Origin of the sequence: Dyella nitratireducens (assembly GCF_014642835.1) — a bacterium.
GTDB lineage: Bacteria > Pseudomonadota > Gammaproteobacteria > Xanthomonadales > Rhodanobacteraceae > Dyella_B > Dyella_B nitratireducens.
Genome location: NZ_BMJA01000002.1, coordinates 24,131 through 37,612, shown reverse-complemented (window position 1 = coordinate 37,612; position 13,482 = coordinate 24,131). Strand labels below are relative to the sequence as shown.

Here is a 13,482-nt window from a genome sequence, read left to right as displayed (position 1 = left end):
ACTTGCTCACTGCGGAATGAAGGTGAAGTCGATTTCGCGCCGGAACACGCTTTCGAAACCCTGGTAAGGCAGCGGTTGCGCGCGTAACACGGCATCCTCTACGGATTTCTTGCCGGCTGCATCATACGGGCAGTTGGGTGATGCCTTGGCGCTCAGCACTTGGCCACCAGGAATTTGCACGATGTGAACCACGCATGGAGCGTTTGGCATGTTATCCGGCCTGATCCAATTCTGCGTGACGGCGTTCTGAACTGCGGCCATGTATTGCGACAAGAGCGTGCTGTTGGAGTTGTTGCCGGTCTGGCGCTGCGCGGCGTCAGGCAGGTTTTCCAGCCCGTTCAACTGCGCATTCTTTTGATCCTCAAGCTGCTGTTTGGCCTGCTTGGCCTTGTTGGCAGCCTTTTGCGTTTGCGCGGAGGCGGCGTCGAGCTGCTTGAACATCTCATCCACCTTTTCCTGCTCGGCTTTCTTCTTGGCCGCCTGGGCGTCCAACTCAGCCTGACGCTGACGCTCTTTTTCTTCCTGTTCTTTCTTGGCGTTCTCGGCCTTTTGCAAGGCATCCTGTACCACGCGCTCCTGATCCACCACGTCCGGATGCTCCGGTGGCGGTGGCAGCTGGCTCGGCTTGGGTTGCTGCATCGGCGGGGGTGGCGGCGGCGGTACGGAGGGCGGTGGCGGCACCGTGTTCGGTATCGGCTTCACCTTCTCTGATTTCGGCGGTGGCGCAGCGGTATTGCCGATCAGCGTGGCCTCGATCACCGGACCGCTGAGCTGCAGTGGCGGCGGCGTACAGGTGATTGGGTTGGGCAGATGCAGCACACTGAGAAACTTCTCGTACGAGGTACAAGACAGCATGGCCAGAAACAGGAAGGCCACGATACCAAGATGGAGTACCGCCGACAGCGCGACCGCGAGCGGCGTGCCCTTCGAATTACGGTCGTCCATTCGCATTCGGGCTGCCTGACTCCGGCGCACTCATCAAACCGACCTTGGCCACGCCAGCCTGCTGCAACAAGGCCAGCACCTGGTACACGCCGTCATACTTGCCGTTGCGATCGCCCGCGACCAGCACGCTCACATCCGGATTCTGCTTGACGAACGCGCCGACCTTCACCTTCAGCGCATCGGCGTCGATGGGTTCCTTTTTGCTGGTGCCCAGGGTGAGATACATCTGGCCTTGGGTATCGACCGAAACAATCACCGGTTCTTTCTTGTCCTGCAGCGACTTGGCGTTGGCTTGCGGCAAGTTGACGTCGACGTTGGCGTTGAGCATCGGCGCGGTGACCATGAAGATGATCAGCAGCACGAGCATCACGTCGATGTAAGGCACGACGTTGATTTCGGATTTGAGCTTTAAACGCTTATGGCGCGCGGAGCTGAGCATGGTCGCGGCCTCTTAGTGATTGTCGTCGATCTGGATCTGCCGCTGCAGTACCGAGGAGAACTCTTCCTGGAACACTTCGTAGCGCGAGGCGACACGCTCCACCTTGTTGGCGTAGCGGTTGTAAGCCCATACCGCCGGGATCGCGGCGAACAGGCCCATCGCGGTGGCAATCAACGCTTCGGAGATGTGCGGCGCCACCACGGCGATGGTGACGTCCTTCATTTCACCCAGGCCCTGGAAGGCGCCCATGATGCCCCACACGGTACCGAACAAGCCCACGTAGGGGCTGATGGAACCGACGTTGGCAAGGAATTCCAGGTTGCGCTCGAGCAGGCCGATCTCCTTGGTGCCGGCCACGCGCATGGCACGCTCGGAGCCTTCGATCACGGTGCGCACGTCGGCGCCGCGACGCTGGCGCTGGCGCACGAATTCACGAAAGCCCGACTCGAAGATGCTTTCCATGCCGCCGGTGTCGCCACCGTTGTTGCTGACTTCGCGGAACAGTTGCGCGAGGTCGGCGCCCGACCAGAAGCGCTCCTCGAAGGATTCGGCGTTGTTCATCGCCGCCTTCAACTGCGCGTACTTGCGGATGATGATCACCCAGGACAGGAAGGAGAACACCAGCAACGCCAGCATCACCAGTTTTACTGGCCAGCTTGCGTCCGAAACGATCTCGAAAACGTTCAATCCACCGTTCATGGCTTGGGGGCTCTCCACCGCATAGGGCTATCTCAAGTACTTAAGACCGGATGTGAGGATCAACCTCGAGCAATCCGGCCCATGATGTCTTCCGGGATCCGGGCGGGCTGCATTCTTGCCAAGTCCACGCAAGCCGCACGTACCTGCGCCTTGATGAGCACGGCGCCATCCACCCGGTGAATCGATTGCGCGAAAAGAATACTGGCTGAACGACGATCTTTGACTTCCACCGCCACCGTCAGTTCATCGTCCAGCAGGGCGGGCCTGAGGAAGTCGATCTCCATCCGGTGCACCATGAAGGCCAGCCCGGTCGCCTGTTTGAACGCCATCTGGTCCACGCCCAGGGCACGCAACCACTCCGTGCGGGCGCGTTCCAGGAAGCGCAGGTAGCTGGCGTGGTACACCACCCCGCCGGCGTCGGTGTCCTCCCAGTACACGCGCACCGGCCAGGTAAAAGCTGTTTCAGACATCGGAACCGCCATTGAAAAGATCACCCGGCTGCGGTTGTCGCGGCGGGGGCGTGAGCCCAAGGTGACGCCAGGCTTTCGCGCTGGCCATCCGTCCGCGCGCCGTGCGAATAAGGAAGCCTTGCTGGATCAGGTAGGGCTCGACCACATCTTCCAGCGTGCCGCGATCTTCACTTAACGCAGCAGCCAGCGATTCCACACCCACCGGGCCGCCATCGAAGTTCTCGATGATGATGGTGAGCAGGCGGCGGTCGAGTTCGTCGAAACCTTCGGCATCGACTTTGAGCATGTTCATCGCCGCCTGCGCCGCCTCCAGCGTGATATGACCATTCGCGCGCACTTCGGCGTAATCGCGCACGCGACGCAACAGGCGGTTGGCGATACGCGGCGTGCCACGCGAGCGGCGCGCGATTTCCTGCGCGCCATCAACTTCGCAGGGGATACCAAGAATGCGCGCCGAGCGGCGCACGATCGCGGTGAGTTCGTCGGGCGAATAGAACTCCAGGCGCTGCACGATGCCGAAGCGATCGCGCAACGGCGCGGTCAACAAACCTGCGCGCGTGGTGGCACCGATCAAGGTGAAAGGTGGCAAGTCCAATTTGATCGAACGCGCGGCAGGGCCTTCGCCGATCATGATGTCGATCTGGAAATCCTCCATCGCCGGATAGAGCACTTCCTCTACCACCGGCGAGAGGCGATGGATTTCGTCGACGAACAACACGTCGTTCTTTTCGAGATTGGTGAGCAGCGCCGCCAGATCACCGGCACGCTCCAGCACCGGGCCGGAGGTGGAACGGATGTTGACACCCAGCTCATTGGCAATCACATGACTCAACGTGGTCTTGCCCAGGCCAGGTGGCCCGAAGATCAACACATGGTCAAGCGCACCACCACGCTTTTTCGCCGCCTCGATGTAGATCGACAACTGCTCGCGCACTGCCTGCTGGCCCAGATACTCGTTGAGACGCTTGGGACGGATCGACGCCTCGAGCGCTTCGTCGTCGAGCTGGGAGGCTGCAGTGATGATGCGGTGATCGGACATACGGCGATTATGACGGAGCGCCGAGGTTTAAGGGCGAAGCCCCTGCCCTCAAATCTCCAGCTGCGTCCCCAATTCGATCAAGCGATTGCCGGGAATCTGGAAAAACGCCGTCGCCGGCAACGCGTTGCGCGACATGAAAGCAAACAGCCGATCGCGCCACAGCGCCATGCCCGGACGGCGCTTGTCGGCCACGATGTTCTCGCGTGACAGGAAGAAGGTGGTGTCCATCAGGTCGAACGGCAAGCCGCTCTTGGCGCACTTGGACAGCGCCAGCGGAATGTTCGGGTCCTCGGCAAAGCCGAAGCGAATTTCCAGGCTGTAGAAGTCGCTGCCCAGCGGTGAAAGATGGATGCGCTCGCCGGGGTCGGCTACGGGGGTTTCCAGTACTTCCACCGTCAGCATGACATTGCGCTCATGCAGCACTTTGTTGTGCTTGAGGTTATGCAGCAACGCATGCGGCACGGCATTCTGGTTGGCAGTGAGGAACACGGCAGTGCCCGGCACGCGCAGCGGCGGATGCTCGGCGATGTTGTCGATGAAAGGCGCCAAGGCTAATCCACCTTGCTTGATCTCGCGCACCACCAGCTCGCGGCCGCGACGCCAGGTGGTCATCACGATGAACACACCCAGACCCAGCACCAACGGGAACCAGCCACCTGCTTCGACCTTCAGCAGATTGGCACCGAAGAACGACAGGTCGATAACCAACAAAATCGCACCCACCAGAATCACCAGCGGCAGGGGCCAGCCCCACTGATGGCGCGCGACGAACAATGCCAGCATGGTGGTGATGCTCATCGTGCCGGTCACGGCGATACCGTAAGCCGCACTCAAGGCATCGGAGCTGCCGAAGCCCACCACTGCTGCCAGCACCATCACCAGCAGGAAGGCATTGATCCACGGCACGAAAATCTGTCCGGACATTTCGCGCGAGGTATGCACCACAGGCATACGCATCGAGTAACCCAGGGACATGGCTTCACGCGTCATCGAAAACGCGCCGGAAATCACCGCTTGCGACGCAATCACGGTCGCCACCGTAGCCAGGCCGACCATCGGATACAGAAACACCGACGGCACCGCCTTGAAGAACGGGTTGTCGATAGCACTGGGATCACGCAACAGCAACGCACCCTGGCCAAAATAATTGAGCACCAGCGCCGGCAAAATGAAATAAAACCAAGCGATGCGAATGGGGTGCTTACCAAAATGCCCCATGTCTGCATACAGCGCTTCGGCACCGGTCAGTGCCAGCACCACGCCACCCAAGGCCACGAAGGCACCCCAACCGTGATGTTGAAAAAACTCCAGGCCGTAATGCGGAGAAAGCGCGCGCAACACACCCGGGTATTGCTGGATGTTGTACAAACCGATCAGCGCGATGACGATGAACCACACCACCATCACCGGACCGAACAGTTTGCCCACCTTGTCCGTGCCATGTTTTTGCAGCGCGAACAGAAAGAACAGAATGACGGCAGTGACCGGCATCACCCAGTGCGCAAGTCCGGGCGCCGCCACCTTCACGCCTTCCACGGCAGACAACACGGAAATAGCTGGCGTGATCACGCCATCGCCATAGAACAGCGCCGCACCGAAAATGCCGATGATCGCGAGCAGCCAACGCAATTTCGGCTGTCCACCCACGCCGCGCAGCGCCAACGCCATCAGCGCCATGATGCCGCCTTCGCCCTTGTTGTCAGCGCGCATGATGAACACCACGTACTTCAGCGACACCACGATGATCTGCGCCCAAAAGATCAGCGACAGCACACCATAGATAGTGTCCGGGTGCGGGGTTTTGCCCTCGTAGCTCAGCGTGGTCTGCAAGGTATAGAGCGGACTCGTGCCGATGTCGCCGTAGACCACGCCGATGGCGCCCAGCGCCAGCACGGCCAGTCGTTTCTTGCTATCGGCTTCGACCGTTCCTTGATGACTACCCACGGTTCAACTCCCAAGTGCGGCGCGTAGCGCCTTGCGAATAATGGTTTCGGCGCTGTCGCCCTGCTCGGCCACTTTTTGCACCAGCCGGCTTACTTCGGCCGGCTTGTAGCCAAGCTGCTGCAACGCCACGGTGGCCTCGGCGGCTGGATCGGCCGGTGCACCCGGCGCAGCGGCAAGGCCCGGCATGCTCGCACCAAGACCGTCTACGCGATCGCGCAACTCCACCACGATGCGTTCGGCCGTCTTCTTGCCGATGCCGGGAATCTTGGTGAGCGCAACCACGTCGCCAGCCTGCACGAGCCGGGCAAAATCCTGTGTCGACACGCCGGACAAAACGGCCAGCGCGGTCTTCGCGCCGATGCCGCTGACCTTCAACAGATTGCGGAACGAAGCGCGTTCGGATTCATGCAAGAAACCGTACAGCGCCACGCTGTCTTCCTTCACCGCGTAGTGCGTAAGCAGCGTCACTTCCTTGCCGGTTTGCGGCAGGTCGTAAATGGTGGACATGGGTGCTTCCAGTTCATAGCCCACACCACCTACTTCCACCAGCAGCCAAGGCGGCTGCTTCGAAATGAGTGTGCCTCTAAGTCGGCCGATCATCGGCGACGTCTCCATGCCATGCGCGGAATGCCCACGCGTTCGAGACTGGAACGGGTATGCGCATGCGCGACGGCAATCGCCAGCGCATCGGCCGCATCCGCCTGGATCGGGCCCTTCAGGCCGAGCAGTACACCGATCATGTGTTGCACCTGGGTTTTGTCGCTGCGGCCACCACCGACCACGGCCTTCTTCACTTCGGTGGCGGCGTATTCGTGCACCGAAATGCCGCGATTCACCACCGCGCAGATCGCCGCTCCGCGTGCCTGCCCGAGCTTGAGCGCCGAATCGGGATTGCGCGCCATGAACACGCGCTCGATGCTGCACTCCACCGGACGATGCGTCGAGATGATGTCATCCACGCCTTCGAAGATGCGTTTCAGGCGCAGCGTGAAATCCTCTTCGCCAGCTACGACCAGTGCGGCATGAAAAACATGCGACAGCTTGCCGGCGGCATCGACATCCACGATGCCGATGCCCGTGCGCTGGCTGCCAGGATCAATGCCGATGATGCGGATCATGGAGAGGTGGCTCGAAAGCCTGTCACTCGGCCGGCAGCAATGCGTTGTGGTAGACCTCGCTCACGTCGTCGAGACCATCGAGTTTTTCAAGCAGATCAGTAAGTGTTTCCAGCGTTTCTCCGGACACCGCAGTGCGGTTGTTCGGACGCATCACCACACCCGCGTGCTGCGCATCGAGGCCGGCTTCGAGCAATTTCTGCTGTACGGCTTCGAAGTTTTCCGGCGCACAGATCACCGTGCTTTCGCCGTGCTCGTTGACCACGTCGTCGGCGCCCGCGTCGAGCGCGGCTTCCAGAATCTTTTCTTCCTTCGCTTCATCACCACTGGTGGGGAACACCAGCTCGCCGCAACGCGTGAACTGGAACGCCACCGAGCCGCTGGTGCCCAGGTTGCCGCCGTGCTTGGTCAGCGCGTGGCGCACATCGGCCACGGTGCGGACGGTGTTGTCGGTGAAACATTCGATGATCAGCGCGATGCCGCCCGGGCCGTAGCCTTCGTAGCGCAGCTCTTCCATCTTCGCGCCGCCGTCGGCACCGGAGCCGCGCTTGATCGCGCGCTCGATGGTGTCCTTGGACATGTTGGCGGTCAGCGCCTTGTCCACGGCCGTGCGCAGGCGCGGGTTGAGCGCCGGGTCGGGCACGCCGGCGCGCGTGGCAACAGTGATTTCGCGGATCAGCTTGGTGAACACCTTGGCGCGCTTGGCGTCTTCGGCGTTCTTGCGACCTTCGATGGACGGGCCTCTACCCATGGGGATACCTGGCTTGGGTTTGAAAGTGGAAAGCAGGGGATTTTACTGCATTGCGCCATCGCTCTTCCTTCTCCCCCAACCTGCGGGCGAAAAACTCGTACTCGTCGCCCCGGCAAAGGCTAGCGCGAGGGGTCTACGGTTTTTTGACCAGTTCCGCAGGAGAGAGGGGGCCAAAGCCCCCCTCGCGCAGGAAGTTCGCCGTCAACCGCGCCACTTCCGCCGAAAACAGCAGCCCCGTATGGCTGGTTTCCACCACGCAGTGCCCGGCCAGGCCCGGCACGAGGGTCTCTTCCACCGCTACCGTGCCGTCGTGCTCGCCGGAAATCGGGCTGAGCATCGCCCCCAGCCCAATCGGCATGCAGCCGGCAATCACGCCCACCTCGCGCGGGCCTTTCCAGGCCTCCAGCCCCAATTCCAGCAGTTCGCGGTTATGGCCGAGCAACACCTCGACACCGCGCCCAAGTCCGGCAAAGGCGCGTGCAGCGGCACTGCCCTTCAGGGGTGAACCAAGGCAGACGACGCGTCCGGACGGCAGATCCTTGGTCTCCAGGCAGGCACGCAGGGCAAGCAGACCACCCAGGCTGTGGCCCACCAGATGCACCGGACCGGGGGCGTAATCGAGCATGTCCGCGTGCAGCCGGCGCAGGATGTGCTCCTGGGTCGCCGCCACGCTCATGTAGTCGAAGCGATGAACGCGAAACCCCTCTTCCATCAGGCGGCGATGCAGCAGGCCCAGCGCGAAGCCGCGCATCCACAGGCCGTGCAGCAGGATGACGTGTTCGGTCATGCAGAGATAATCACGCGGCGATCGACAAGCTTGAAGGCCGTCATTCCCGCGAAAGCGGGAATCCATATGGCCTTTGAGCGCAGAGCGGAAATGGATTCCCGCTTTCGCGGGAATGACGGCCCTAATCTAACCTTATTCCGAGGCCCGCACTGCGACATGCAGCTCTTTCAGCTGCATCTCGCTCACCACCGACGGCGCATCGGTCATCAAATCCTGCGCGCTGGTCGTCTTCGGGAACGCAATCACGTCGCGAATCGATTCGGTCCCAGCCATCAGCGCCGCAACGCGATCGATGCCGAACGCAATACCACCGTGCGGCGGCGCGCCGAACTTCAGCGCCTTGAGCAGGAAGCCGAACTTCATCTCAGCCTCCTCCGCAGCGATGCCGAGCATCTCGAACACCGCACTCTGCATGTCCGGACGATGGATACGAATCGAACCGCCGCCGATTTCGTTGCCGTTGAGCACCATGTCGTAGCCGCGGCTCACTGCGACGGCTGCATTGGCGCGCAGATCGGCGATGTCGTCCACCTTCGGCGCGGTGAACGGGTGATGCAGGGCGACGAAGCGCTTTTCTTCGTCGTCGTATTCAAACATCGGGAAGTCGGTGACCCACAGCGGTTTCCAGCTGTTTTCCACCAGGCCGCGATCCTTGGCCGCTTTCAGACGCAACGCGCCCATGAAATCGGTGACGGCTTTCCACTTGCCCGCGCCAAGGAAAACCATGTCGCCCGACTGCGCGCCAGTAGCTTTGAGCACGGCATCCAGCGCTGCATCATCGAGGAACTTCGCTACCGGCGAATTCACGCCCTCACGACCCTTGGCCAGATCTTCCACCTTGATCCACGCCAGCCCCTTCGCGCCGTACTTGGCAACGTATTCGGTGAGCTGGTCGATCTCCTTGCGGCTGAGCGTGGCACCGCCCGGCAGGCGCAGCGCAGCGACGCGGCCGGCCGGATCGTTGGCCGGCTCGGCAAATACCTTGAATTCCACGTGCTTGAGCATGTCGGCCACGTCGACCAGTTCCAGCGCAATGCGCAGGTCGGGCTTGTCCGAGCCGTAGCGGCGCATCGCCTCTTCCCAGGTCATGCGCGGGAACGATGCGGCCAGCTCCACATCCACCACTTCCTTGAACACGTGGCGAATCATCGCCTCGACGAAATCCTGCACGTCGCGCTCCTGCACAAAGGCAAATTCCATGTCGAGCTGGGTGAATTCCGGCTGGCGGTCGGCGCGCAGGTCTTCGTCGCGGAAGCAGCGGGCGATCTGATAGTAGCGATCGAAGCCGGCCATCATCAGGATCTGCTTGAACAGCTGCGGCGACTGCGGCAGCGCGTAGAACTGCCCTGCATGCACGCGGCTGGGTACCAGGTAATCGCGCGCGCCTTCCGGCGTGGCCTTGGTGAGGATCGGCGTTTCGATGTCCTGGAAGCCACGCGCATCCAGATAGCGGCGCAATGTCTGCACCAGCTTGATGCGCGTGCGCATCATGTGCTGCATCTCGGGGCGGCGCAGATCGAGGTAGCGGTAAGTCATCCGCATGTCCTCGTTGGGATTCTCGTGCAGCGCGAACGGCAGATCCTTCGCGGCATTGAGAATCTCCACTTTCTCCGCCAGCAGCTCCACCGTGCCGGTCTTGAGCTTGTCGTTGGCCGACAGGCGCTTGCGGATGCTGCCGGTGACGCGCACGCAATATTCGTAACCCAGCTCGCCGGCGACGGCAAACGCATCGGCGTTCTCGCGCTCGATCACCACCTGGGCGATGCCCTCGTGGTCGCGCAGGTCAACGAAGGCGACGTGGCTCTGCAGGCGAAGGGTATTGACCCAGCCGCACAGGGTGACGGTCTGGCCGACCAGCGACTCGTTGATGAGGCCGCAGTAATGCGTGCGCATGCGCTTGATGCTCCGGGCCGCCGCGGCGGCGAATTTGACGTGGAAAAGGCTCGAAATCTTAGCATTCCCCGCAGCATCGCGCCGTGTAGCACCGTAGGTTGGGGTGCAAACCCCAACATCACGATGCGTGGGCGATGGCGATGTTGGGGTTTGCACCCCAACCTACGTCAGGTCGTCGATGTCGATGCGGGCGATGGAGCAGGTGCAGGTGCCGGCGATGGACTGGCGCTCGTTTCCGACGACGCGCCCGCGCTGGTGCCGGAATCTCCGGCAAGATTGCGCTTCTTATCACCGTCTTTCTTGAAGTCGGTCTCGTACCAGCCGCCGCCGGCGAGACGAAACTGCGGCGCACTGAGCTGGCGCTGCACTTGCTCGGCACCACAGCTCGGGCAGGTGGAAGGATCGGGGTCGGACAGTTTCTGCAGACGGTCGAAACGATGACCGCAAGCGTTGCATTGGAATTCGTAGATAGGCATAGAAAAGGCTGCGCAAACGCCATCGGGGTCGATGGCCGCGGGTGATTATCGGGATGGAAGCGCCAATTTCAACCGAATCTGGCGACGCTCAGCGTACGGCCAAACCCACCAATACCGCCACTTCCACCATCTCGGCCAGCGCGCCGGCCGTATCGCCCGTGCAGCCGCCCAGGCGGTTCACGCAAGCCTGCCGCCACAGGCCGAATACCGCCACCGCGAGCAAAAGAGCCAGCAAACCTCGCCCGCCAAACAGCACGCACCCCACCGCGGTGAGCAACAAGGCAAGCCCGCACGCCCGGCGAGGCGCATCCGTCAACGCCGTACCCAGCCCGCCGCTGCGCACATAAGGTGTGGTGAGAAACAACGCGGTAAGACTAACGCGTGCCAGCACCGGTGCCAGCAACAGCGCGGCCCAAGGTGCCGGCCCCAGGCTCGCCAGCGCGGCAAACTTCAGCAGCAGCGTCAGCATCAGGGCCACCACGCCAGCTGGGCCTGAGCGGGGGTCTTTCATGATGGCGAGTGTCTTCTCGCGATCACCCATGCCGCCGATCCATGCATCGGCACTATCGGCGAGGCCATCCAGATGCAAGGCACCGGTCAGCACCACCCAGGCAGCCACCAGCAACGCGGACGACAGCATCGCCGGCGTGTCGCGCAGCAACCACGCCTGCACGCCGAGCAACAGGCCGATCAACACGCCGACCAGCGGATACCAAGCCAGCGACGCACCTTTGGCCTGCGCATCGTCATACGCATGCGCCGGCACCGGCAGCCGCGTAAGAAAACCAATCGCCACCAACAAGGCGCGCATTACACCGATACCGGGACGGGCCAAGGCAAAGGATGCAGCGAAGCGTGCGGCACCTCGATGCCAGCCATGTCTCCATAACTGCGTTGCTCCACCCGACAGCGCAGCAACCGAATGGCACCGCCGTGCGTGATCACCAGGATGCGTCGTCCACCCGATTCCAGTGCAATGTCATCAAGCGCGGCGCCCAAGCGATCATGAAACGCCTCGAAGGTTTCGCCCCCCGGCGGCGGATGCTTGACTGGATCAGCCCAGAAGCACGCCAGTGCATCGCCCTGCTCTTCGGCAATGCGTTCGATCGGCACGCCTTGCCATGCGCCGAAGTGATATTCAGCAAGCCGTGCGTCGATACGCAACGGCAAGCCGCGTACCTGTGACAACTCACGCGCAAACGACGCACAGCGCTGCAACGATGACGAAACAATGCCATCCCAGGTATTCCCTTCTACCGCAGCGCGCAGCTGTGACCAGCCCAACTCGCTCAAGGCATCGTCAAGCTGGCCGCGATAACTGCGCTGCCCGGTATCGCCGTGACGAAGCAGTTCAATCGACATTGGACACACCGGCTTGCTCGAATGTCGCCATACCGTTGTGCAAGGCGCATGCAAGACGCAGCAGCGGCACCGCCGTCGCGGCACCGCTTGCTTCACCCAGACGCATTCCAAGGTCAATCAGCGGCTCGGCTTGCAGCGCCCTCAGTACCCGCGCGTGACCGTGTTCTTTCGAACGATGGGAGAACAGTAGCCATGCGCGCACCTCCGGCTGGATCGTTACAGCCGCCAGCGCTGCCGTCGTGCTGATAAAGCCATCCACCAGCAGGGGGATGCCCGCCTGCGACGCGGCCACATAGGCACCGACGAGTGCAGCGATTTCGAAACCGCCCAGGCAACGCAATTGTTCCAACGCGTTGTTGGCCGTGGCATGCAGTTCCAACGCGCGTTCAAGCACAGTCACCTTGTGCTGGATGCCCGCTGCATTGAGGCCGGTGCCAGCACCGGCAAGGCACGACGGCGGCTCCTCGAGCAAAGCACTCGCCAACGCGGCGGCGGAAGTGGTGTTGGCGATACCCATTTCTCCACCGATAAACAACTGCGCATCCGCCTTTTGCGCTGCACGCACGCGGTCTGCACCGGCAGCAAGGGCAGCCTCCAATTGCGCTTCATTCATGGCCGGTCCGCGACAGAAATTTGCCGTGGACGGCGCAATGATCGCGCGGCGCACACCAGGAATCTCACCCGGATCATTCACCGTGCCCAGGTTCACCACATCCAGCTTCGCATCCAGGCTGCGTGCCAGGACGCTGATCGCCGCGCCGCCAGTGGCGAAGTTGCGCACCATCTCGCCGGTCACCACCTGTGGAAAGGCCGAAACACCCTCCTCCGCCACGCCGTGGTCCGCCGCGAACACACTTATCCATACGCGATCCAATGCCGGCTGCGCCGTGCGCTGCAGCGAGGCAAGCTGGACCGCTACCGCCTCCAGCATGCCAAGCGAGCCCGGTGGCTTGGTCAATTGCAATTGATGCGCACGTGCCGCGTCAGCCAATTCGGTATCGGGTTGAACGCAGGGTGCAGAAAGCCAATCGAGACTCATGGCAACGTTCCTTTGAGGGCAAGAGGTAAACCAGCTGCAACGAATACGACGCGCTCGCTGACGGCGGCGATGGCTTGATGCAGGCGTCCGGCTTCGTCGACGAAACGGCGTGTCAATTCGCCCAGCGGCACGATGCCGAGGCCGACTTCGTTGCTGACCATCAGCACGTCGCCGGGTAGACCGGGCAGCACTTCCAGCAGTCGATCACGCTCGCGCTCGAAACCTTGCATGTCGTCATCGCCAAGCAGGTTGCTGAGCCATAGCGTAAGGCAATCGACCAGAATGCAGCGATCTTCTCGCGCGTATTTCCGCAATACGTCGGCAAGATGCAGCGGCTCTTCCACGCACAGCCATTGCCCTGGCCGCCGCTCACGATGATGCGCGATACGCACCGCCATTTCCGCATCGCCCGCTTGTGCAGTGGCGATGTAGGCAACCGCGCGCCCGCCGTCGACAGCAAGCCGCTCCGCCAACGCACTTTTCCCCGAGCGGGCACCGCCGAGGATCAAGGTACGCATGCGAT

The 13,482-nt window shown here is 62.1% G+C and carries 16 protein-coding genes; all 16 read right to left on the bottom strand.

The genetic code is table 11. The features are described 5' to 3' along the window. Nucleotides 1–6: 6 nt before the first annotated feature. Nucleotides 7–951, bottom strand: a complete 945-nt coding sequence (gene tolA, locus IEX75_RS11295; RefSeq protein WP_423373037.1) for a cell envelope integrity protein TolA — start codon at nucleotides 949–951, stop codon at nucleotides 7–9. Continuing rightward, complete coding sequence (tolR, locus tag IEX75_RS11290; RefSeq protein WP_188794452.1) at nucleotides 932–1,384, bottom strand: protein TolR; 453 nt, start codon at nucleotides 1,382–1,384, stop codon at nucleotides 932–934. The genes tolA and tolR overlap by 20 nt, the downstream gene beginning before the upstream one ends. A gap of 12 nt (nucleotides 1,385–1,396) precedes the next feature. Continuing rightward, nucleotides 1,397–2,083 (bottom strand): protein TolQ, encoded by a 687-nt coding sequence (gene tolQ / locus IEX75_RS11285; RefSeq protein WP_188794451.1) that lies wholly within the window; start codon nucleotides 2,081–2,083, stop codon nucleotides 1,397–1,399. A gap of 59 nt (nucleotides 2,084–2,142) precedes the next feature. Continuing rightward, nucleotides 2,143–2,553, bottom strand: a complete 411-nt coding sequence (gene ybgC / locus IEX75_RS11280) for a tol-pal system-associated acyl-CoA thioesterase (protein WP_229720783.1) — start codon at nucleotides 2,551–2,553, stop codon at nucleotides 2,143–2,145. After that, nucleotides 2,546–3,592, bottom strand: a complete 1,047-nt coding sequence (gene ruvB, locus IEX75_RS11275) for a Holliday junction branch migration DNA helicase RuvB (protein ID WP_188794449.1) — start codon at nucleotides 3,590–3,592, stop codon at nucleotides 2,546–2,548. The genes ybgC and ruvB overlap by 8 nt, the downstream gene beginning before the upstream one ends. A 48-nt stretch (nucleotides 3,593–3,640) precedes the next feature. After that, on the bottom strand, nucleotides 3,641–5,536 hold the full coding sequence (locus IEX75_RS11270; protein WP_229720782.1) for a potassium transporter Kup: 1,896 nt from the start codon (nucleotides 5,534–5,536) through the stop codon (nucleotides 3,641–3,643). Between the two features lie 3 nt (nucleotides 5,537–5,539). Beyond that, the gene (ruvA, locus tag IEX75_RS11265) at nucleotides 5,540–6,136 is read right to left on the bottom strand and encodes a Holliday junction branch migration protein RuvA (RefSeq protein WP_188794448.1); all 597 of its coding nucleotides are present in this window, start codon (nucleotides 6,134–6,136) and stop codon (nucleotides 5,540–5,542) included. Then, nucleotides 6,133–6,654, bottom strand: coding sequence for a crossover junction endodeoxyribonuclease RuvC (ruvC, locus tag IEX75_RS11260; protein ID WP_188794447.1), 522 nt, complete (start codon nucleotides 6,652–6,654; stop codon nucleotides 6,133–6,135). The genes ruvA and ruvC overlap by 4 nt, the downstream gene beginning before the upstream one ends. Before the next feature lie 22 nt (nucleotides 6,655–6,676). Beyond that, on the bottom strand, nucleotides 6,677–7,402 hold the full coding sequence (locus IEX75_RS11255) for a YebC/PmpR family DNA-binding transcriptional regulator (RefSeq protein ID WP_188794446.1): 726 nt from the start codon (nucleotides 7,400–7,402) through the stop codon (nucleotides 6,677–6,679). A gap of 133 nt (nucleotides 7,403–7,535) precedes the next feature. Further along, nucleotides 7,536–8,189 carry an alpha/beta fold hydrolase gene (locus IEX75_RS11250; protein ID WP_188795595.1) on the bottom strand — a complete coding sequence of 218 codons (654 nt, stop codon included), beginning with the start codon at nucleotides 8,187–8,189 and terminating at the stop codon, nucleotides 7,536–7,538. A gap of 132 nt (nucleotides 8,190–8,321) precedes the next feature. Then, complete coding sequence (gene aspS / locus IEX75_RS11245; protein WP_188794445.1) at nucleotides 8,322–10,082, bottom strand: aspartate--tRNA ligase; 1,761 nt, start codon at nucleotides 10,080–10,082, stop codon at nucleotides 8,322–8,324. A 167-nt stretch (nucleotides 10,083–10,249) separates the two neighbouring features. Then, on the bottom strand, nucleotides 10,250–10,558 hold the full coding sequence (locus IEX75_RS11240; RefSeq protein WP_188794444.1) for an FmdB family zinc ribbon protein: 309 nt from the start codon (nucleotides 10,556–10,558) through the stop codon (nucleotides 10,250–10,252). Nucleotides 10,559–10,646: 88 nt separating this feature from the next. Then, nucleotides 10,647–11,369: an adenosylcobinamide-GDP ribazoletransferase gene (locus tag IEX75_RS11235; RefSeq protein WP_188794443.1), complete on the bottom strand. Its 723-nt coding sequence runs from the start codon at nucleotides 11,367–11,369 to the stop codon at nucleotides 10,647–10,649. Next, nucleotides 11,369–11,920, bottom strand: a complete 552-nt coding sequence (locus IEX75_RS11230) for a histidine phosphatase family protein (protein WP_188794442.1) — start codon at nucleotides 11,918–11,920, stop codon at nucleotides 11,369–11,371. The genes IEX75_RS11235 and IEX75_RS11230 overlap by 1 nt, the downstream gene beginning before the upstream one ends. Continuing rightward, a complete protein-coding gene (cobT, locus tag IEX75_RS11225; protein WP_188794441.1) occupies nucleotides 11,910–12,959 on the bottom strand; it encodes a nicotinate-nucleotide--dimethylbenzimidazole phosphoribosyltransferase in 1,050 nt (349 codons plus the stop codon). The genes IEX75_RS11230 and cobT overlap by 11 nt, the downstream gene beginning before the upstream one ends. Further along, on the bottom strand, nucleotides 12,956–13,477 hold the full coding sequence (gene cobU, locus IEX75_RS11220; RefSeq protein ID WP_188794440.1) for a bifunctional adenosylcobinamide kinase/adenosylcobinamide-phosphate guanylyltransferase: 522 nt from the start codon (nucleotides 13,475–13,477) through the stop codon (nucleotides 12,956–12,958). Before cobU ends, cobT begins: the two co-directional genes overlap by 4 nt. Nucleotides 13,478–13,482: the final 5 nt, after the last annotated feature.